Below are 19,626 nucleotides of genomic sequence, written 5' to 3' on the forward strand. Positions count from 1 at the left end.
AGCTGGAACAAGATATCGTATTTCGCAACATGACGCTGGCGGATCTACCGGCCGTCATGGTGATCGAGCATGAATCGTTTACGCTCCCGTGGAGTGAGGAAGCGTTCCGCAACGAGTTAACACATAACCATTTTGCACGGTATCAAATCATGGAATATCGCGGCGAACCGATTGGGTATGCCGGGATGTGGACGATCCTCGATGAGGCCCATGTCACGAACATTGCTGTTCGTACCGCTTATCGCGGCCGTCATCTCGGGGAGAAACTGCTGCGTCGGATGATGGACTGGGCCATTGAGCTGGGGATGGTCCGGATGACGCTGGAGGTGCGGGTGTCCAATATCGTTGCCCGCACGCTTTATGAGAAAATGGGCTTTACCCCGGCAGGCGTGCGAAAAGGGTATTATTCCGATAATCATGAAGATGCAATCATAATGTGGTGCGAGCTGCCAAGGTCGCAGTCGGAAACCGGGGAAGGAAGCGAAGGTTCGTGGTAAAGCAAGAGCAAGATGTGTATATTTTGGCGGTGGAAACGAGTTGTGACGAAACCTCGGCCGCCGTGGTGAAGAACGGGACGGAGGTTCTGTCCAACCTCATCGCCAGCCAGATCGAAACGCACCGGGCGTTTGGCGGCGTGGTGCCGGAGGTCGCTTCGCGCAAGCATGTCGAGAGCATTACGCGGATGCTGGAGGAAGCGGTGCAGGAGGCGGGAATTGCGCCGGAATCGCTGTCAGCGATCGCCGTGACGGAAGGGCCCGGCTTGGTTGGCGCGCTGCTCGTCGGCATTATGGCGGCCAAGAGCCTTGCTTTCGCATTGGACAAGCCGCTGATTGGCGTTCATCATATCGCCGGTCACATCTACGCCAATCGCTTGGAGGCGGAGATGTTGTATCCGTCCATGGCGCTGGTTGTCTCGGGCGGTCATACGGAGCTGGTGCTGATGGAGCGGGAAGGAAGCTTCCGCCTGCTTGGACGGACGCGCGATGATGCCGTTGGCGAGGCTTATGACAAGGTGGCCCGGGCGTTGGGCTTCCCCTATCCCGGAGGCCCCTTCGTGGACAAGCTCGCTGCAGAGGCGGAGGAAGCAGAGGAGCTGCCTCGGGCTTGGCTGGAGCCGGACTCTTACGACTTCAGCTTAAGCGGACTCAAATCGGCTGTACTAAACGCGGTGAACCAGCACAAGATGCGCGGCGAGGACGGCTACCAAGCGGCGATTGCCCGCGGGTTCCAAGAGTCGGTGATCGAAGTGCTGGTGGAAAAAGCGGTCCGCGCCGTCAAGGCAACCGGCTCCCGCCAGCTGTTGCTTTGCGGGGGCGTCGCTGCCAATCGCGGGCTGCGCGCGGCGTTGACCGAGCGCTGTGAGCGCGAAGGCATCGCCTTGTTGATTCCTTCGCTGAAGTATTGCACCGACAACGCCGCGATGATTGGCGCAGCCGCCTATTTGAAATGGCGCAGCGGTGAATTTTCCGACCTGGAGCTGAAAGCCGAGCCTTCCCTTTCGCTGGAGGGCTGGTCTGTCGGCCAGGGTTAAGGTTCAAATCGGGCCCATCGCCCAAAACAAAAGGCCGGACAAACTGTCCGGCCTTTTTTCTTAGTGTGCCACGCATGGCGATTAACTAGGTGGTGAAAGTCCACTGTGGGGGTTTGTAGTTACCAACCACTAGCCAAGAGCAAGGGTGTCCACCGCGAGGTGGAATCCAAAGGAAGCTGGAGGCAAACTTCCGGCCCAAGGAACACGAACATCATCAGGCATAGGATACGGGATGAGTCTGCTAAACAAGACGAAGTCCAATTAACTACACGGACGTACCAATGTAAATGATGTGGGTATATGGAAGGAAAGTGAATCGTCTTACCGTGGGAGGTCTCATGGACGTGAGGAGATGCACTTCGAATCACGGTTGAAACAAGATTTATCATGAGAAGTCAGCAGACGCCATAGTACTGCGAACAGTCGACGGTTCGAGGGAAGGGCTGAACCTTAGGAGGTGAAGTCAATGAAAGTTACCGAAACAGGAGCCAAGGGCAGCCAACTTCCAACGGAAGACTCTCTGCAAAAGAATAGTGCGGAACACGAAGGATATGCGGGAGTGCACAGTCCTGCGAGGATAACCGAAACCGACGACACCAACGCAACCGAGTCGAAGGACCGGTTGCTTGAGAAAATCGTTAGCAGGGACAACTTGAACGAAGCATTCAAGAGAGTCAAAGCGAACAAGGGATCGCACGGAATCGACGGGATGGGAGTAGATGAACTTCTACAATATCTCAGAGACAATGGCGAGACCATCAAGCAACTGATCTTGGGCGGCAAGTACCGCCCGAATCCCGTTCGAAGGGTAGAGATTCCCAAAGAGAACGGAAAGAAGAGAAACCTTGGCATTCCAACAGTGGTTGACCGAGTCATCCAGCAGGCAATCGCCCAAGTGCTTACGCCAATTTATGAGAGGCAGTTTTCAGACAACAGCTACGGATTCCGACCCAAACGGAGCGCACACCACGCGATGAAACGAAGCCAACAATACGTGCAAGAGGGATATCGTTACGTGGTGGATATGGACTTGGAGAAATACTTTGACACCGTCAACCAAAGCAAGCTCATCGAAGTGCTTTCAAGAACGATCAAAGACGGACGAGTGATCTCGCTCATCCATAAGTATCTCCGGGCGGGAGTCGTCGTGAAGCATAAGTTTGAGGACACGGAAATCGGCGTACCGCAGGGAGGGAACCTAAGTCCGATTCTCAGCAATATCATGCTGAATGAATTGGACAAGGAACTGGAAGCAAGAGGACATCGATTCGTGGGATACGCAGACGATATGCTCATATTCTGCCGGAGCAGGAGGAGTGCGGAGCGTACCCTGACGAAAATTCTCCCTTACATCGAGAAGAAGTTGTTTCTCAAGGTAAACCGGGAGAAAACGATCGTGGACGATGCGACAAAAGTTAAATTTCTTGGCTTCTCATTCTACCAGAGCAAAGGGGAAACGCGGGTCAGAATCCATCCCAAATCCGTATCCAAGATGAAAGCTAAAGTGAAAGAGCTAACGTCGAGAAGCAACGGAATGGGCAACACCGACCGGGCGCTGAAGCTTAGGCGTTACATCATGGGATGGGTAAATTATTTCAAGCTTGCTGACATGAAACAACTACTCCAAACCACTGATAAATGGATGAGAAGGCGTATCCGAATGGTCTTCTGGAAGCAATGGAAACGAGTGAGGACGAAACTCGAAAGGCTTATATCGCTCGGAATTCATGAACAGAAGGCGTGGGAATACGCAAACACAAGAAAGGGCTATTGGAGAATCTCCAATAGCCCAATCCTCTCGAAGTCCCTCGGTAACAATAGGCTGAAGAACCTCGGATTCCTTTTCTTTTCTGATTATTATCGACAAGTTACTGCGCATTCCTAATGGAACCGCCGTATACCGAACGGTACGTACGGTGGTGTGGGAGGTCGGCTGCCCAATTAATGGGTAGCCTCCTACCCGATTTCGATTCCTGGTATCACCAGGTTTTATAAACGTCGTCGTTTTCCTGCTTGGCGATATTTTTGGCAGGAGGGGTTGTGTCGGAAGCAGCAACTGCAGCCGCAGTTTCTTTCAATGCCTCGTTGTCGACCTTGTCGGCTCCGCCCATTTTACTGGTCCCTTCAAACACGCTGCCTTCTTCAATGGAAAGGGAAGAGGCGACCATGTTCCCGAACAGCTTGCCTTTGGATGTGATCGATAGCTTGTTTTTCGCATGAACGTTGCCGTTGACGGTGCCGGCGATGATGATATTGCGGGCCAAAATATTAGAATGGACCACGCCCTTCTCCCCAACCGTCACATCGCCTTCGCATTCGATGTCGCCGGTGATTTGCCCTTCGATGCGCACGCCGGCGTCCGAGCGGATTTTTCCTTCAAAAATGCTGCCTTCCCCGATCAAAGTATCTGTCGTGTTCGGGTCCAGCTTCACGGATTTTGCATTATTCCTTAATTTCATGGATCACTCTTCCTCTCCGGGTTTTCTAAGGTAATTGGCCGGATCGACCGTACTGCCGTTCTTGACGACCTCAAAGTGCAGATGGGGTCCGGTGCTGCGGCCGGTGGAGCCTAGCTCCGCAATGATCTCGCCTTGTTTGACGGTGGCGCCAACCTTGGTCAAAATTTTGCTCAAATGCATATAGTTCGTTTTCAATCCCGAGGGATGGGAAATCGTGACATAGTTGCCGCGAGCGCTGGTGCGTCCGGTTTCGATGACCTTGCCGTTGGCTGCAGCATAAATGGGGTCGCCGATGCTCCCCCCGATATCCATTCCGGCATGCTTCGTTAACCGCCCGGTAAATGGATCTTCCCGTTCACCGTAATCGGAAGTGACCCGGGTGGAATCTGTAGGCCAATAGGTTGGCAAGATCGCCATCAGCGCCTTGTATTCCTCGACGGCCACTTTGGTCTGCTCCAGCCGCTGCTGTAAACCGGGCATCTCCTTCAGCGAGGTAGTAATGCTCTCCTTCGTCTCCTGAACCAAATTCGCGATGTCCTGATCGGTCAGCGGAATCGATTCTCCGCCAACTCCGCCTTCGTCAGCGAGGTAGGCCTTCGCCGGAGTGCTGGTAGCGGCTGCTGTTTTGTCCTTCGCTTTGCCGGCCCCACCGTTCGTTAGCGATTGAAGCTCGGCTTCCAATTGCTCCAGTTCGCTCATTTTCGATTCGATCGTTTTCGATTTTTCCGACAGTTCCATCAGCTCATTTAACAGCCGGTCAATCTCCTGCTCCTTGTTGACGACGGTGTTCCTGAACTGGTTCGACGAATCCGACAGCTGGGCTTCAAGCGTCCCAATCCGGTTCGTGTGGGTGCGGTTCATCGCATATAGGACCAATACCGAAGTGAGCAGCGCAGCTGCAGCGACCAGAATGGCCAATAAGTAGAAAAAGCGAAATTTTAAACGGAACACGGGGCTGGTACCTTCCGGTACAATGAGCAGTGTGTAGCGCCGGTTCACGTTTTTTTTGAATCGAAACTTCATTTCTTCCTCCTGATCATCTTGAGTTGAGCCTGTCATTATGTAGGACCAAGATCATATCTTTCTAATGCCAATACAACTATTTCGGCAAATTGTGGCAAATCCCTTTTTCATTTAAAAAAATTTTGTAACTATTTTCACGGGTAAAGCAGGAATTTGTCGAAGGGAAGCGAAATGAGAAATGATTGGAAATGTCTTATTTCCTAGATGTGAGGAGGTAATTATGATCAGAATTGCCGGAATCGACGTTGGCAATGACAGCGTTAAGGTAGTAGTTGACGGTTCGCAACGACCGATCATTATTCCGAGTATCGTTTCTCCCGGATATGATAGACATGTGCTGCAAGAAGAGGACTCTCCGCTGAAGGCGCTGGATGTTCGAGTCTATAGCCCTAAATTAAAGAGAAATAACCAGCGGTATTTCGTAGGCCTATTAGCGATGGAGGACCAGGACAACTCCGAACTGGAGGAAACGGACAACAAAGCGACCAGCGATCAGTCTCTGGTCGTGGCGCTGACGGCGTTAGCCTATGCGGCCCTTGCCGGACAAACCTATCCGACCACGGGAACCGGGATCGAAGAGGTGGAATACATTCTTGGTACCGGGTTGCCGGTACGCACTTATGTGGCCTTTCACAAAGCGTTCGAGGAGCGGTTAACCGGGGAGCACGAAGTGACGTTCCTGTCCACGCCGGAGCTGCGCGGGCGTACGGTGCGCATTAACATCCGCCGTACGATCGTTTCGGTCGAGGGGGCGGCTGCCCTGTTCCATTTGGCCACAAACGATACGCTACAAGTACGGAACGAAGAACTGCATAACGGCTGCATCGGGATTTGCGAGATCGGCGCCTTGACCACCGATTTCCCGGTGGTGAAGCGGATGAATATCGATAATCAGTTCAGTACCGGTGAGCAGTTTGGCCTCGCTACATATCTGGATTCGATTATCCGCGATGTTGAGGATCAGTTCGGTTATCGCTTCCCGAGCCGTACGAAGCTGATCGGGCGCATCCGCAACCGTGAGTTCATCATTCAAAGAGTAGGGGAAGGACAAGCGGACATCCGGCCAATTGTTGACATGTATTTTAGCCGGGCGGCCCAGAAGCTGGTCGATCTGATCCGCAAGCGGTGGAAGAAATACCCCGATATCGAATGCTTCTACGTGCTTGGCGGCGGCGCGGCAGCCCTGAAATCGTACCTGATCGAAGCGGCTGGCCCGATGCGTTTGCGGTTTGAAGAGAATAGCGAGATTCTGAACGTGCAGGGTTACTTGAAGCTGGCCAAGAACAAGGCAGGGCAACAACCTAACCCGGCGTAAAACTCCTAGTCATTGTCCCGGCGGTGTGTGTACCGCCGGATTTTTTTTGATTTTGAAGCTCCTGGAACCGGTGATATTCTTTAAATTTAATCCTTCAGGTATAATAAGGAAAAACCGAAGGAGGCTGGGAGCCGTGAGCTACTAAAATACCTTTATTCGCGTGTCGGCTGATTGCCCCGTGGACCGCGGGATCGTCCCGGTGTCGACGAGAGCTGCGAAACCAGCCCATCTCATCCATCTCATTCAATATGAGCTGCCAGCTGGTTTGGATATACACAAGAGTCCTGATGGAGGGATCACAATGGGGAAAATGTTTGATTCGTTGTTGCCGGAGCATGAAGCGTTTTATTCGCCGGCAGCATCTCTTTTTTGTGGTCTCAGCACCGCTAAGTGCCGAGGGGCATGTTAATCTGTCGCCCAGAGGGGAAGATGCGCTTCGGATTCTGTTGCCTAACGAGGTTGCTTACTTGGATTTGACAGGCAGCGCGAACGAAACGGCAGCCCGTCAGCCTGGACGGCTTGCCGTCGTCGTTCGCTGAGTAGAGCAATATAGGAGAGATGAAACATGATGGAGGAAATTCAAGGGGAATTGTACACGGTGGAGACGATGCAGGCGGATTTGAGGGCTCTAGGCGTGAAGGAAGGAGTTACGCTGCTCGTCCATTCCTCGTTTAAAGCGTTAGGAAAGTGGGTGTGCGGCGGTCCTGCGGCGGTCGTCCTTGCTTTGGAGGCGGCGCTGGGCGAGCAAGGCACCTTGGTGATGCCAACCCATTCGAGCGACCTTGGGGATCCGGCCCGCTGGCAGAATCCGCCGGTGCCTCAGGCGTGGTGGGATACGATTCGCGAGCAGATGCCGGCCTACGATCCTGACCTGACCCCGCTATGGTATATGGGCGTCATCCCAGACACGTTTCGCCGGCAGAAGGGCACGATTCGCAGCGGTCATCCGCAGGTGTCGTTTGCAGCCAGAGGCCGAGAGGCCCTGAAGATCACGGCAGATCACGGCTTGGAGTTCGGGCTGGGTGAGCGCTCGCCGCTCGCGCGGATTTACGAGCTGCGCGGAGAGGTTTTGCTGCTTGGAGTAGGGCACGAGAACAATACGTCGATCCATTTGGCGGAGTGCCGGGCGAACTATCCAGGGAAGCAGACCTACACGGCCAAGGCGCCGTTGCTGGTGAATGGGGAAAGACGTTGGGTAGAGTTTACCGAGCTGGAGTACGATTCAGAGGATTTTGAGCGGCTGGGCGCCGACTTTGCGCGGGACACCGGGTTGGTGAAGCAGGGACAAGTAGCCGGGGCCACCGCGCTGCTGATGCCCCAACGGGAATTGGTAGATTATGCGGTAGGATGGTTGGAGCGCCACCGGGTTTCATAGGATACCGGATTGTGTTCCAGTTCCCATTTTATTGGTATAGCTGCCCACCTCTGCTGAAGAAGTGGTTTGACGATGTCCTGACTTTCGGCTTTCGTTGCTTACAGTGTCAAACATGCGAGTGAGGCGGATCTGGCACATGAAGCAGAAAAGGATGTGGAATTTATCCGGTCGCCAAGAGCCGTACTCGTCCATTGATTCTAAAATAAAGGGACAGCCTCGTAGAGCTTGGAAGCTCTCTCGGGACTGTCCCTATTGTATTGCTCGATGATGATGTTCCGCTGGATTCTGCGGTTAACGTGCTGCATCCTCGTCGAATCCGTACTCGACCTCAAGGTCCCAACCAAGCATCCCGCCCAGAAAATTGTGAACACGTTCAAAGCCCTGCGCCTGCAAGTAACGAGCTACCTCGTAGCTGCGTGAACCGCTGCGGCACACAAACACATATTCCTGCTTCGGATCGAGCTCATCCAGCCGGTCCGGAATTTCACCCATTGGGATTAATGGAATCCCGGGAATATGACCGGCTTCGTATTCAAACGGCTCGCGCACGTCGATTACGATCGTTTCGTTGGCGGGATCCTGAAGCAAGGCGTGCAGTTCGTCCTTATCGATATGGGAGATGCCTCCGATCATTTGGGGCATGGTATCAGTCCTCTTTTCCATAGAGTAGGATAGTAGATTACTTCTTTCGTTTAACCTTCGGCGCCTGTCGGCTCGTTAAAAATCCCCATGCTCAAGTATCTCTCCCCGGTATCCGGTGCGATGCATAATACGCGTTTGCCAGGGCCTAACCGTCTGGCTAATTGGATTCCTGCCCACACCGAAGCTCCGGACGACGGCCCAACTAAGATGCCCTCGCGAGCGGCCAAGCGCCGCGTCGTCTCCAGTGCATCTTCATCGCTGACTTGGACGATCTCGTCATAGATGGCGGTATTCAGCACCGGCGGGATAAACCCGGGGCTGGTTCCCACCAGCTTGTGCGGCCCCGGCTCTCCGCCGGACAGCACTGGCGAGCCTTGCGGCTCAACAACGGTGATATGGAGGTTTGGGATCTTACTTCGCAAATATTCCCCGGTCCCGGTAATCGTGCCGCCCGTGCCAGCCGTTGCGACAAACCCGTCGAGCCGGCCTTCCATTTGCTGCACGATCTCCGGCCCGGTGGTAAGCCGGTGAATTTCCGGATTCGCAGGGTTCTGGAACTGCTGCGGCATAAAGCTGCCGGGGATTTGGGCCAGCAGTTCTTTGGCTTTGGCGATCGCACCGGGCATCCGCTGCGCTGCAGGCGTCAACACGACTTCAGCTCCGTAAGCCTGCAGCAGGCGAATCCGTTCCTTCGTCATGTTGTCCGGCATGACCAGAATGATCCGATACCCTTTGGCTGCGGCGTTCATAGCCAGCCCAATGCCCGTATTCCCGCTGGTCGGCTCGATGATCGTGGCGCCGGGAGTGAGCAGACCTGCTTGTTCGGCCGTCCTGAGCATGTGGGCAGCCGCCCGGTCCTTGACGCTTCCGCTTGGATTGGCAAACTCCAGCTTGACGTATACGTCCGCATCCTGCGGTGAGACGAGCCGGTTTAATTTGACGACCGGAGTCTCGCCGATCAAGTCGGTGACGTTACGGACCGTTTTACGAGTCATGGCGGTTTGGCCCCTCTCTCTTAAATTTAAAGTTATTTTATTATTCTACTCGGGAACCTCTTATGGTTTCAAGCAAGCGCCCCTTGGAGAGCAGAATAAAGCCGGGCAACCCAACGCGTGGGGCCCGGCAGAATAGGATCGAGCTGGATTTTCAGACCTTTGCGTTACCAAGTGGATAAAGCGGTCCGTTTCCAGGTGTCTTTCGCAACGCAGACGTAAATATAGTTCTCATCCCAGGCGATATCTCCGGGGTTCCCTGGAGCCTTGGAGGAAGCCGGCGTGCGGGACTCGCGAATACGGATGCCGTCCCCCTGGATATCCAGTGCACTTTGCGGATCCTCTGTGCCGATACCAACTTGGCCGTTCTCGCGTTTGACCGTAAGCGCACTGTCGATCGCTTCTCCTTTATCCGAATAACGGATCAGGTTAAAATCCGCTCCGGCGTTGTTGCCGCTGAGCTCAGCGCTGTTGGCGCGCAGGCTCCAGAGCGGAGCCGTGGCATTATCCTTGCCGGTGACGGCGAATTGTACATCCCGATTACCTTCGCCAGCTACCCGCAAAATGCCGTCCATGACGTTGAAGTTGGACGAATGGGTGCGAATCTCTGCGACGTCGGTATCATAAGGGATTTCCAGGCGGGTAAACAGCTGATCCTTATATTCCCCAGTCGGCGACATCGTGGTTTCGATCGAAATATGCTTATGATCATGTTGTTCCGGATTGTTCGCTTTATCATGCGAGATAATCGCCGTTTTGTCTTTGCCTTGCTCATCGGCCCAAGCGATTGCCGGTTTGGCGCGGTCTCCTGTCCATTGCAGACGGATCAGGTCGGACAGATGGCCTTCACTTTCGATCCATTGCTTATTCGTTGACAGATGGAGCCGTTCGTTTTCCGGAAGGGCCAGACCTCCGCCAGGCAGCTTGGATTCCGTAAAAGGGGAAGTCGTGGAAGAAGCGCCTTTGGATGTGCCAAGCATTTGGCATCCTCCCACAAAGATGAGGCTGACGCCCAGTGCGGCGATTGAAGCGCATTTGACAAATTTCATTCCATTCTCTCCTTTTCGGTGAATATTTGACGGCGAATGTGTTTTTTCGGCCGCAACTCTACTAGAGATCATAAAGATTTTAAAATACGCAGGGCAATAGGCATTTCGAATGGTTTCAAGAGGCGCAGCTGAGAGATCATCACGAAATGGAAGAAAAATGGGAAGGAAGCATCAGAAGCTTGGGATGGTTGTGAAGCAAAACATCAGCTTGGAGAAAGTTGAGGAGATAGACCTAAGACGAAAGTTTTGTCAAGTTGTGGACAAGCTTATCCACAACTTGTTAGCTATCTTTGTGAAAAAAGGATGAAAGCTTGGTGTACCAGTGAATTGAGCAGGTTTCAGAAAATGATTTGTTGTGTTTTCAGAAAACTGTGGATATTGTGAATAATTTAGTGGATAAAACTAGCATGCGACAAAAAACGACGATATCCCCGCGAAAAAACGGCCCAGCGGGCCGTCTTGAAGTTTTGTTGATTCTGCATAATGGGGATAAAGTTGTGAATAACTTGAACGAGAAAAAATGAACAATTGTTTAAAAAATTGTGACCTTACCCCTCGGCCAGCGCTTCCCATTCTTCATAGGCGGAGGAGAGCTGTTCTTTCCTACGGTCGATCCCGTCTTGCCGTTCTTGAACCGCCGTATAATCCTGATACACCTCGGGGAGGGCCAGTTCGTTTTCGAGCTCGGCGATTTCTTCCTCCAGCTTGGAGATCAGCGCCTCCAGCTGCTCGATGCGGCGTTGGCGGTTTCGCTCCTCCCGTTTGGCCTGCTTATCGGCTTCATAGGAAGCGGCGCCGGACTTGGCGGCAGGTGCCTCCGGCTCGGCTTGTTTTTGAGCGGAATTTACGGATGCTTTCGCGGTCCCGGCGTTCGTCTGATCGGCGGCGAGTTCGGCAAGCTCCTGTTTTTTTGCCAAATAATCATCATAATTACCCAAGAAATGTTCTGCACCGTTCGGATGCAGTTCGACAATCCGCTCGGCCATCTTGTTCAGGAAGTAACGGTCATGGGAAATGAACAGCAGCGTCCCGTCGTATTCGATTAATGCGGACTCCAGCACTTCCTTACTGAATAGGTCCAAATGGTTGGTCGGTTCGTCCAGGATCAGCACGTTGGCCTTTAACAGCATCAGCTTGGCCAGCGCAACCCGAGCTTTCTCACCGCCGCTTAACGCCGCTACCTTCTTGAGCACGTCGTCGCCGCTGAACAGGAAATTGCCCAGTACGCTGCGAATCCGGGCTTCTTCGATGTGGGGAAATGCGCCCCACACTTCCTCCAGCACGGTGTTGGCCGGGTTCAGATGCGTTTGTTCCTGGTCGTAATAACCGATCTTGACCTTAGCTCCCCAGGTGATGGTCCCATCCGTTGGCTGCAACTCGCCGGTCAGGATTTTCAGTAAAGTCGACTTCCCGATCCCGTTAGGTCCGATCAAGGCAACCGTTTCACCGCGGTACAGGTCGAAGTTAACGTTTTGGAATAACGGTTTGGATTTGTCCGCAAACGCGTAGGACAGGCTGTTGACGTGCAGCACTTCCTTGCCGGTCATCACTTCGGCCTCGAAGGAGAAGCTTGCGCGTTTCGGATCGCCGAGCGGTCGGTCCAGGATTTCCATCTTCTCCAACGCTTTGCGCCGGCTTTGCGCCCGCTTCGTTGTGGAAGCCCGAACGATGTTCTTCTGAATAAATGCCTCCATCCGGGCGATTTCATCCTGCTGTTTCTCATATTGCTTCAGCTGGCTTTCGTATTCCGCCGCCTTCAGCTCGATATACCGGCTGTAGTTGCCCGTGTAGCGGCGCGATTGATGGCGTTCAATCTCTACGATAGCCGTGACAAGCCGGTCTAAGAAATAGCGGTCATGCGAAACGACCAGCAGGGCGCCGGAATAATTGCGCAAATAATCCTCGAGCCAGGTTAACGTTTCGATATCGAGATGGTTGGTTGGTTCGTCCAGCATTAGCAGGTCAGGAGCTTGGAGCAAAATCCGGGCAAGAGCGAGCCGGGTCTTCTGCCCGCCGCTTAACGTTGCGATAGGGGTGTCCGGCGCAAAATCGCCAAATCCCATGCCGTGCAGCACCATCCGGATGCGGGTTTCCATTTCATAGCCGCCGTGGTCTTTGAACCAATCGGATTTCAGCGCATAGCGGTCGAGCAATTCCTGGTGCGCTTTCTCATCCCGGGCCAGTTCCGGATCGGCAATCTGCTCCTCCATCCGGCGCAGCTCGCGTTCCGTTTCGATCAGCGGGGCGAACACGGCCAGCATCTCTTCCCAGATGGTGCGGTCCGATTGCAATCCGCTGTTTTGCGCCAAGTACCCGATCGTTGTCTCTTTGGCTTTGAAAATTTGTCCTCCGTCATAAGAGAGTTCGCCCGCCAAAATTTGCAGAAACGTCGATTTGCCCGCGCCGTTGACGCCTACGAGACCGATCCGGTCCCGTTCGAGCACCTGCAGGTTAATGCCTTCCAGCACGGGGGTCACGCCGTACAATTTCGTAATGTTCGAAGCTTGAAGCAGCATAACGGTTTCGATCCTCCAAAAAAAGATTTGCAGTCTGTGCATGATAAATAGAACAGATTCGGTGAAACACGTACCTTCAGTGTACATGAAACCAACGCGAAATGCATCGCTGATTGCTTGAAAGTTCAGCTTTTGCAAAGTGGATGCTTTAGTTTTCATTTTGATATAACAATGATACACTAAGGAAGAGATCAGCCGGGTTCGTCCAAGCCTCTTGAACGAGGGCCGGCTAACGTGAGCCGGGAACGGAAAGGGAGGTTACACATGGAGCCAGCGGATGCCAAAAAGGAGCTGCGCCAGCAAATGCTGGCGGTTCGCGCTCAAATCCCGGACGCTTCCCGGTCAGAACAATCACTGGCTGCCAGCCGGATCGCGGAGCTGGAGGTGCTAAAGCCCTTGCGGGCACGGCGCGGCGGGAAGCTGAACGTGTTCTGCTATGTTTCTTTCCGGGACGAGCCGGATACTCGGCCTTTACTGGCCAGCTGCCAGGCCCAAGGGGACCGGTTGCTTGTGCCGAAGATTGGTGCACAGCGGAGCCTAACCTTGCATGAGTTGACGGGGATGGCTGACTTAGTACCTGGCACCTGGGGAATTCTGGAGCCGGCAGCGCATACGGCCATTTGGCCTCCCGAGCGCTACCCCGAGATCGACGTCATTGTGGTTCCGGGGCTGGCTTTTGACCCGAAGGGGGGGCGCATTGGATTTGGCGGCGGGTATTACGATCGCCTGATCGACGAATTGTCCCGTCGCAGCGGCGGCTTAAGTCAGGTCGTCCTAGGCGCCCTCGCCTTGGAGGAGCTGATCCTGCCGGAGGCGATTCCGATGGAATCGCATGACTTCCGTTTGGATCTGCTGTTTACGGCAAAAGGAACGATATATATGAAGGAAAGTAGTGATAAGCTTGGCAAACTCGGAATCAGGGCAAGGCATGACGCATTTTAATGAACAAGGACGCGCCCGCATGGTGGACATTTCCGGGAAATCGGCGACCGTCCGCGAAGCCGTGGCGGAGACGAAAATCTCCATGCTTCCATCAACCCTCGAGGCAATTAAGGAAGGGCGGATCGGCAAAGGGGATGTGCTGGCCGTAGCCCAGGTCGCGGGGATTCAAGGGGCCAAGCGGACGTCCGATTGGATTCCGATGTGTCACCCGCTTGCGCTCACCGGCGTCAACATTACGTTTGACGATAACGGCCGGGACGAGCTGTATATTGAAGCCACGGTGAAGACGGAAGGTAAAACCGGCGTGGAGATGGAGGCGCTCACCGCAGTGTCTGCCGCGGCGCTGACCGTGTATGACATGTGCAAAGCGCTGCAAAAGGACATGGTCATCGGTCCGACGCTGCTGCGCTCGAAGTCAGGCGGCAAAAGCGGGGATTACGTGCGTTCGTAATATTTGCGGCGGCTGCTGGATTTTGATATAGATAAAGAAGATAGTTTGCAGTTGGAAATCAGCATGAATCGACATGATCCGGCATTACGTTGGACTTCAAAGGGAGTTCCTATATGGATGAGGAGGGTGACTTCATGGTTTGGAAAACAGCGATCCTTACCGCCAGCGACAAAGGAGCAAGGGGAGAACGTGAAGATACGAGCGCCCAAGTAATCCGTGAGCTGGTGGAGGAGGAATTGGGCGGCGAGATCGTGGAATATCGGATCGTCCCCGATGAACCGGATGAAATTATCGCCGCACTGATTGAAATGACCGATTATTTTCACGCTGATTTGGTGCTGACAACGGGGGGGACGGAGCTGGCGATTCGGGACGTGACGCCGGAAGCCACAAGGCGGGTGATCGAACGTGAAGTGCCCGGGATGGCGGAGGCCATGAGGTACCGGTTGATGCAGAAGAACCCTGCGGCGATGCTGTTTCGGGGAATCGTCGGCATTCGCGGACGGACGCTGATCGTGAATTTGCCGGGAACGCCCAAAGGCGTGCACGAAAATTTGGCAGCGATCATGGATCAACTGCCGGAAGCGTTGCTGATGGTGACGGGGCAATTCCGTTTATAATTCGATTTTCGTTTACACATTTACGGGCTTTATTTTTCTACTACTTCGCGAAGTTGTTAAAGAAATAGACTGTAACTGTGATATTCGTTATGGTATGATGTGGGCGAGTGATTTTATCGGAAGACCTTGTCGATTTCTATGCCGTAACGAAAGGAGAATTACCCATGAGCGCAGGCGGATTTTTGTTGATTGTGATCGCGGCGTTGCTGCTATTTGGTCCAAATAAATTACCTGATCTGGGGCGGGCGGTTGGACGCACGTTCCGTGAATTCAAAGAGGCGACCCGGGATATTGTGGATGATCGGCCGGAAGCCAGAAGAGCGGAACCCGCACCGCAACCGCAGGCAGAGGGCCCCAAACCGGACGACCGCCGTCTTCCCGAATAACCGGGAGCAGCAAGTCAGTTGCATAGGCGTAACCTTGATCCCTTCCTTAGCGGAGGGATTTTGCTTGAGATGGGACGGGAAGCCCGGCGGGGAAAGGAGAACCTGAGATGTCGGAGAAAGACAAAGCGCAAAGTCTCGTAGATCATTTGACAGAACTGCGTCGGCGATTGGTAGCGGTTTGCATCGTGTTTGTCGTGGTGCTGGTGGCGGCATTTTTCGTCGTCGATCCGATCTACCACTTTTTGACGAGAAACGCCATATCCGGCGTGACCATCGAATTAAACGCTTTTTCGTTCTGGGACGGCGTTGGCGTGTATATGAAAATTGCGATGCTGGTTGCATTTGGGATCACGCTGCCCTTTACGTTATACCAGGTGTGGGCGTTTGTCAGCCCTGGCCTGAAGCCCCAGGAACGCAGAGCGACCGCGAAGTACATCCCTTATGTGTTCGTCTTTTTCCTGGCGGGCCTAGCCTTTGGTTATTACGTGGTGTTCCCGCTGGCGATGACGTTTACCGGTTCGCTGAACAAGGAGCTGGGACTCGTCGAGACCTACGGAATGGCTGACTATTTCAAATTTCTGACCAACATCGTGTTGCCGATTTCGTTGTTGTTCGAGCTGCCGTTGATCATTTTGTTTCTAACGCAGCTGCGAATCTTAACGCCGCTTCGGCTGAAGAAGATGCGCCGGGTCGCGTATTTCGCGCTGGTGGTCATCTCGGTGATGATCACGCCGGCGGACTTGTTCTCCGCCTTCCTGGTGCTGATCCCGCTCATTCTGCTTTACGAGCTGAGCGTGCTCTTGTCCAAGCGGGTTTATGCGAAGCAGCAGGCGGTGGATGCGGTACGGGCGGAAATCTATAAATGAGAGAACGCGCCTTCGCGTAAGCGGGGCGCGTTTTTCTTTTGCCCGCTGGAGGCTTTGGCGCTGGGGTTCGTGTGGGCCGCAGTTGTAGAGGTGGAGTCGCCGCTCAGCCGCTGTTGTCCGCTCTTTGCCTTGATTGGAGCGAAGAGAAGGTGGTAGCAAATGGCTCCCAAAGCACTAGCGTTGCAATAAAACGCGTTACAAAGTCATGTCAGTCCCGGTGCGGGTTTGCTGTTGCGGTGAGCGAGTGCTGTCACGTGAGCAAGCCACTGTAACCTGAGCGAGCCACTGCCATGTGAGCGAGTCGATCTCGCGGTTAGGGGGTCGCTGACTCGGTGAGGGAACTTGTGTGCGTTGATGGGCTCCGGCGAACACCGTTGAGGCGAACCTGCGCTCTAACGCTTGCCAGCAACGCTATTGGGCCCAAAACGGCAGCGTAGAGAATCTAACGCTTATGAGAAGAGCTTATTTGCCCGTTTCGCCCTCGAAACGGGGCCCTTTGGCGCAAATAAGCTCGCTGACAAGCGTTAGAATTGAAATCCCCCTCATTTGGTCCAAATAAGCGCTGTGGCAAACGTTAGCCGGAACTGTTCACGTCGCCCGGTGGGTTAGGAGCAGGAGCGCAGTTAGGCGCAATGAAGAGGAGACGTAGTATTAAGAGCAGTTAGAAGTAGTTAGGAGTAACTATGAACAGTTAAAAGTAACTTGCGCGACGGCAGCGTCAATAGTTGGCAACAGGGAACTCGCGGAGTAACTAAATTAGCGACCCCAGAGTCACTTGCGGAACAACAACAGTAGAACTGCAGCAGTAGTGACAGTAGTGACTGTGGCAACAACAGCAGCGACAGCCGAGACACCTGCAGCAACAGCGAACCTGCGCTCTAACGCTTGCCAGCAACGCTATTGGGCCCAAAACGGGGGCGTTGTGAATCTAACGCTTATGGGGGCTACAAACTCGACCTTTTCGCCGCCCAAACTCCCAAAGGCGGACGTAAACGCTGCTCGGCGACTTCCCCACTTTTTATGCGGCCCCAAGCCCCGGCACCAGGCCGCCGTAATCCTGCGGGCCATGCTCGTCCATTCCTTCGGAATATTTATCCAAGCTCAAGGATACAATGAGGAAGGCGCGCACTTCATCCCATGAAACAAAGAAAAAAATTTGTACAAAGGAACTTGAAATCTATTCGCAACTTGAGTAATATAAAAGTGGTTGTTAGCACTTAGGATGATTGAGTGCTAACATATATAACAACATCTACACATAACACCACATATTTAAAAGGAGGCTGTTTTTTCATGATCAAACCTTTAGGTGAACGCGTTCTCGTGCAACCGATCGAGCAAGAGGAGACAACGGCATTTGGCATCGTGCTTCCAGACACAGCCAAAGAAAAACCGCAGGAAGGTAAAGTCATCGCCGTTGGCAGCGGAACTTTGAAAGATGGCGTCCGCGTTCCGTTGGAAGTTAAAGAAGGTGACCGCGTTATTTTCTCCAAATATGCTGGCACTGAAGTGAAATATGAAGGCAAAGAATATTTGATTATGAAAGAAAGCGACATCCACGCGATCATCGGCTAATCCGCCGATTCGTATCCGAACGAATATCTACACAACTATATGGGAGGTAATTGAACAATGGCAAAAGAGATTAAATTCAGTGAAGACGCCCGCCACGCGATGCTCCGTGGGGTTGACGCTTTGGCAAACGCAGTAAAAGTAACGCTCGGTCCGAAAGGCCGCAACGTTGTGCTGGAAAAGAAATTCGGCAGCCCGCTCATCACCAATGACGGCGTAACGATCGCAAAAGAAATCGAACTGGACAACGCCTTCGAAAACATGGGCGCTCAGCTCGTCAAAGAAGTTGCGACGAAAACAAATGACGTAGCCGGTGACGGTACGACTACAGCAACGGTTCTGGCGCAAGCGCTGATCCGTGAAGGTCTGAAGAACGTTACTGCCGGCGCTAGCCCAATCGGCCTGCGTAAAGGGATCGACAAAGCGGTTCGCGCTGCAGTCGAAGAACTGAAGAAGATCTCCAAAACGATCGAAGGCAAACAATCGATTGCTCAAGTTGCTGCAATCTCCGCTGCTGACGAAGAAGTTGGCGAACTGATCGCTGAAGCCATGGAGAAAGTAGGTAAAGACGGCGTAATCACGGTTGAAGAATCCCGTGGGTTCGCAACCGAGCTTGAAGTGGTTGAAGGGATGCAATTTGACCGCGGTTATGTATCTCCTTACATGATTACGGATACGGACAAAATGGAAGCCGTACTTGAAAATCCATACATCCTGATCACCGACAAGAAGATCAGCAGCACGCAAGAAATCTTGCCAATTCTGGAGAAAATCGTACAACAATCCAGACCGCTGCTCATCATTGCTGAGGACATCGAAGGCGAAGCTCAAGCCATGCTGATCGTGAACAAACTGCGCGGTACGTTCAGCGCGGTAGCTGTTAAAGCTCCTGGCTTCGGCGACCGTCGCGAAGCGATGCTGCAAGATATCGCTGCTCTGACTGGTGCCCAAGTGATCACGGAGAAACTGGGTCTGGATCTGAAGAGCACGACGATTGAGCAACTGGGTAACGCACGTCAAGTTATCGTTACGAAAGAAAATACGACGATCGTGGACGGCAGCGGCGACAAAGCCGACATCCAAGCTCGCGTCAACCAAATCCGTGCGCAACTGGAAGAAACCACTTCCGAGTTCGACAAAGAAAAACTGCAAGAACGTCTGGCTAAACTGGCTGGCGGCGTAGCAGTCATCAAAGTCGGCGCAGCTACGGAAACTGAACTGAAAGAACGCAAACTGCGCATCGAAGACGCGCTGAACGCTACGCGTGCAGCCGTTGAGGAAGGTATCGTATCCGGTGGCGGCGTTGCCCTCGTGAACGTATACAACGCAGTAGCTGCTGTTGAAGCAACTGGCGACGAAAAAACGGGTGTCAACATCGTGCTTCGCGCTCTGGAAGAGCCGGTTCGTACGATCGCTGCAAACGCTGGCGAAGAAGGCTCCGTTATCGTGGATCGCCTGAAGAAAGAACCAGTCGGCATCGGCTACAACGCGGCTACTGGCGAATGGGTGAACATGATCGAAGCAGGTATCGTTGACCCTGCGAAAGTTACTCGTTCCGCATTGCAACACGCAGCTTCCGTTGCAGGCCTGTTCCTGACAACTGAAGCGGTGATCGCTGACAAACCAGAACCAGAAAAACCAGCTGGTCCAGACATGGGCGGAATGGGCGGCATGATGTAAGATAGGCTGTAAAGCCTAACCTATAGAGGTCTCTCTTTTGGGAGGCCTCTTTTCTTTTTTCATTATTATATGCAAATGAACACTCAGTGTAGATTAGAGCAGGAGCGAATCCACCAATATCCTCATGTCGTCAATTTGTAGTTCAAATGGCACGAAAGCTCATTATAATGGCTATAAAAGTTGTGTAATCTGTGTATGTTGTCGTAT

Annotated in this window: 19 protein-coding genes and 1 pseudogene; 14 read left to right on the plus strand and 6 right to left on the minus strand. The window is 53.3% G+C overall.

Features of this window, described 5'->3' with window-relative positions; genetic code table 11:
- The first annotated feature begins 2 nt into the window (after positions 1–2).
- The 3 genes from rimI to ltrA all read left to right on the plus strand — a co-directional run bounded on the left by rimI (position 3) and on the right by ltrA (position 3,416).
- On the plus strand, positions 3–497 hold the full coding sequence (gene rimI / locus NSQ80_RS05230; protein ID WP_323079036.1) for a ribosomal protein S18-alanine N-acetyltransferase: 495 nt from the start codon (positions 3–5) through the stop codon (positions 495–497).
- Positions 491–1,531, plus strand: a complete 1,041-nt coding sequence (gene tsaD, locus NSQ80_RS05235; protein ID WP_009226276.1) for a tRNA (adenosine(37)-N6)-threonylcarbamoyltransferase complex transferase subunit TsaD — start codon at positions 491–493, stop codon at positions 1,529–1,531. The genes rimI and tsaD overlap by 7 nt, the downstream gene beginning before the upstream one ends.
- Positions 1,532–1,997: 466 nt before the next feature.
- Positions 1,998–3,416 (plus strand): group II intron reverse transcriptase/maturase, encoded by a 1,419-nt coding sequence (gene ltrA, locus NSQ80_RS05240; RefSeq protein ID WP_339301504.1) that lies wholly within the window; start codon positions 1,998–2,000, stop codon positions 3,414–3,416.
- Positions 3,417–3,510: 94 nt separating this feature from the next.
- On the opposite strand, the gene NSQ80_RS05245 is transcribed toward ltrA, so the two are convergent.
- Positions 3,511–3,990: a polymer-forming cytoskeletal protein gene (locus NSQ80_RS05245; RefSeq protein ID WP_339301665.1), complete on the minus strand. Its 480-nt coding sequence runs from the start codon at positions 3,988–3,990 to the stop codon at positions 3,511–3,513.
- 3 nt (positions 3,991–3,993) lie between these two features.
- On the minus strand, positions 3,994–5,013 hold the full coding sequence (locus tag NSQ80_RS05250; RefSeq protein ID WP_339301667.1) for a M23 family metallopeptidase: 1,020 nt from the start codon (positions 5,011–5,013) through the stop codon (positions 3,994–3,996).
- Positions 5,014–5,233: 220 nt separating this feature from the next.
- On the opposite strand from NSQ80_RS05250, the gene NSQ80_RS05255 reads away from it, so the two are divergent.
- The 4 genes and pseudogenes from NSQ80_RS05255 to NSQ80_RS05270 form a co-directional block, all read left to right on the plus strand.
- Positions 5,234–6,328 (plus strand): ParM/StbA family protein, encoded by a 1,095-nt coding sequence (locus NSQ80_RS05255; protein ID WP_157273502.1) that lies wholly within the window; start codon positions 5,234–5,236, stop codon positions 6,326–6,328.
- 335 nt (positions 6,329–6,663) lie between these two features.
- Positions 6,664–6,867, plus strand: a complete 204-nt coding sequence (locus NSQ80_RS05260) for a hypothetical protein (RefSeq protein ID WP_323075941.1) — start codon at positions 6,664–6,666, stop codon at positions 6,865–6,867.
- A 29-nt stretch (positions 6,868–6,896) separates the two neighbouring features.
- Positions 6,897–7,703, plus strand: coding sequence for an AAC(3) family N-acetyltransferase (locus NSQ80_RS05265; RefSeq protein WP_036646140.1), 807 nt, complete (start codon positions 6,897–6,899; stop codon positions 7,701–7,703).
- A 5-nt stretch (positions 7,704–7,708) separates the two neighbouring features.
- Positions 7,709–7,795: pseudogene (locus tag NSQ80_RS05270) on the plus strand (NAD(P)H-dependent oxidoreductase); the annotation flags it as partial.
- A 199-nt stretch (positions 7,796–7,994) separates the two neighbouring features.
- On the opposite strand, the gene NSQ80_RS05275 reads toward NSQ80_RS05270, so the two are convergent.
- The 4 genes from NSQ80_RS05275 to NSQ80_RS05290 form a co-directional block, all read right to left on the minus strand.
- Complete coding sequence (locus NSQ80_RS05275) at positions 7,995–8,345, minus strand: rhodanese-like domain-containing protein (protein WP_036646112.1); 351 nt, start codon at positions 8,343–8,345, stop codon at positions 7,995–7,997.
- A gap of 50 nt (positions 8,346–8,395) precedes the next feature.
- Positions 8,396–9,340: a cysteine synthase A gene (cysK, locus tag NSQ80_RS05280; RefSeq protein WP_009226283.1), complete on the minus strand. Its 945-nt coding sequence runs from the start codon at positions 9,338–9,340 to the stop codon at positions 8,396–8,398.
- Between the two features lie 164 nt (positions 9,341–9,504).
- Positions 9,505–10,386, minus strand: coding sequence for a hypothetical protein (locus NSQ80_RS05285; RefSeq protein ID WP_339301671.1), 882 nt, complete (start codon positions 10,384–10,386; stop codon positions 9,505–9,507).
- Between the two features lie 548 nt (positions 10,387–10,934).
- Positions 10,935–12,902, minus strand: coding sequence for an ABC-F family ATP-binding cassette domain-containing protein (locus NSQ80_RS05290; RefSeq protein WP_009226285.1), 1,968 nt, complete (start codon positions 12,900–12,902; stop codon positions 10,935–10,937).
- 264 nt (positions 12,903–13,166) lie between these two features.
- On the opposite strand from NSQ80_RS05290, the gene NSQ80_RS05295 reads away from it, so the two are divergent.
- From NSQ80_RS05295 to groL, 7 genes are all read left to right on the plus strand, one after another.
- Positions 13,167–13,844 carry a 5-formyltetrahydrofolate cyclo-ligase gene (locus tag NSQ80_RS05295; RefSeq protein ID WP_339301674.1) on the plus strand — a complete coding sequence of 226 codons (678 nt, stop codon included), beginning with the start codon at positions 13,167–13,169 and terminating at the stop codon, positions 13,842–13,844.
- Complete coding sequence (gene moaC, locus NSQ80_RS05300; RefSeq protein ID WP_260069900.1) at positions 13,831–14,295, plus strand: cyclic pyranopterin monophosphate synthase MoaC; 465 nt, start codon at positions 13,831–13,833, stop codon at positions 14,293–14,295. Before NSQ80_RS05295 ends, moaC begins: the two co-directional genes overlap by 14 nt.
- Positions 14,296–14,429: 134 nt before the next feature.
- Complete coding sequence (locus tag NSQ80_RS05305; RefSeq protein WP_009226288.1) at positions 14,430–14,915, plus strand: MogA/MoaB family molybdenum cofactor biosynthesis protein; 486 nt, start codon at positions 14,430–14,432, stop codon at positions 14,913–14,915.
- Between the two features lie 164 nt (positions 14,916–15,079).
- Positions 15,080–15,301 (plus strand): twin-arginine translocase TatA/TatE family subunit, encoded by a 222-nt coding sequence (locus NSQ80_RS05310; protein WP_339301678.1) that lies wholly within the window; start codon positions 15,080–15,082, stop codon positions 15,299–15,301.
- Between the two features lie 107 nt (positions 15,302–15,408).
- Complete coding sequence (gene tatC, locus NSQ80_RS05315; protein ID WP_260069899.1) at positions 15,409–16,167, plus strand: twin-arginine translocase subunit TatC; 759 nt, start codon at positions 15,409–15,411, stop codon at positions 16,165–16,167.
- 1,293 nt (positions 16,168–17,460) lie between these two features.
- Positions 17,461–17,742: a co-chaperone GroES gene (gene groES, locus NSQ80_RS05320; RefSeq protein WP_016313170.1), complete on the plus strand. Its 282-nt coding sequence runs from the start codon at positions 17,461–17,463 to the stop codon at positions 17,740–17,742.
- Between the two features lie 57 nt (positions 17,743–17,799).
- A complete protein-coding gene (gene groL / locus NSQ80_RS05325; RefSeq protein WP_009226292.1) occupies positions 17,800–19,419 on the plus strand; it encodes a chaperonin GroEL in 1,620 nt (539 codons plus the stop codon).
- Positions 19,420–19,626: the final 207 nt, after the last annotated feature.

It is taken from the genome of Paenibacillus sp. FSL K6-2441 (genome assembly GCF_037964765.1).
Classification (GTDB): domain Bacteria; phylum Bacillota; class Bacilli; order Paenibacillales; family Paenibacillaceae; genus Fontibacillus; species Fontibacillus phoenicis.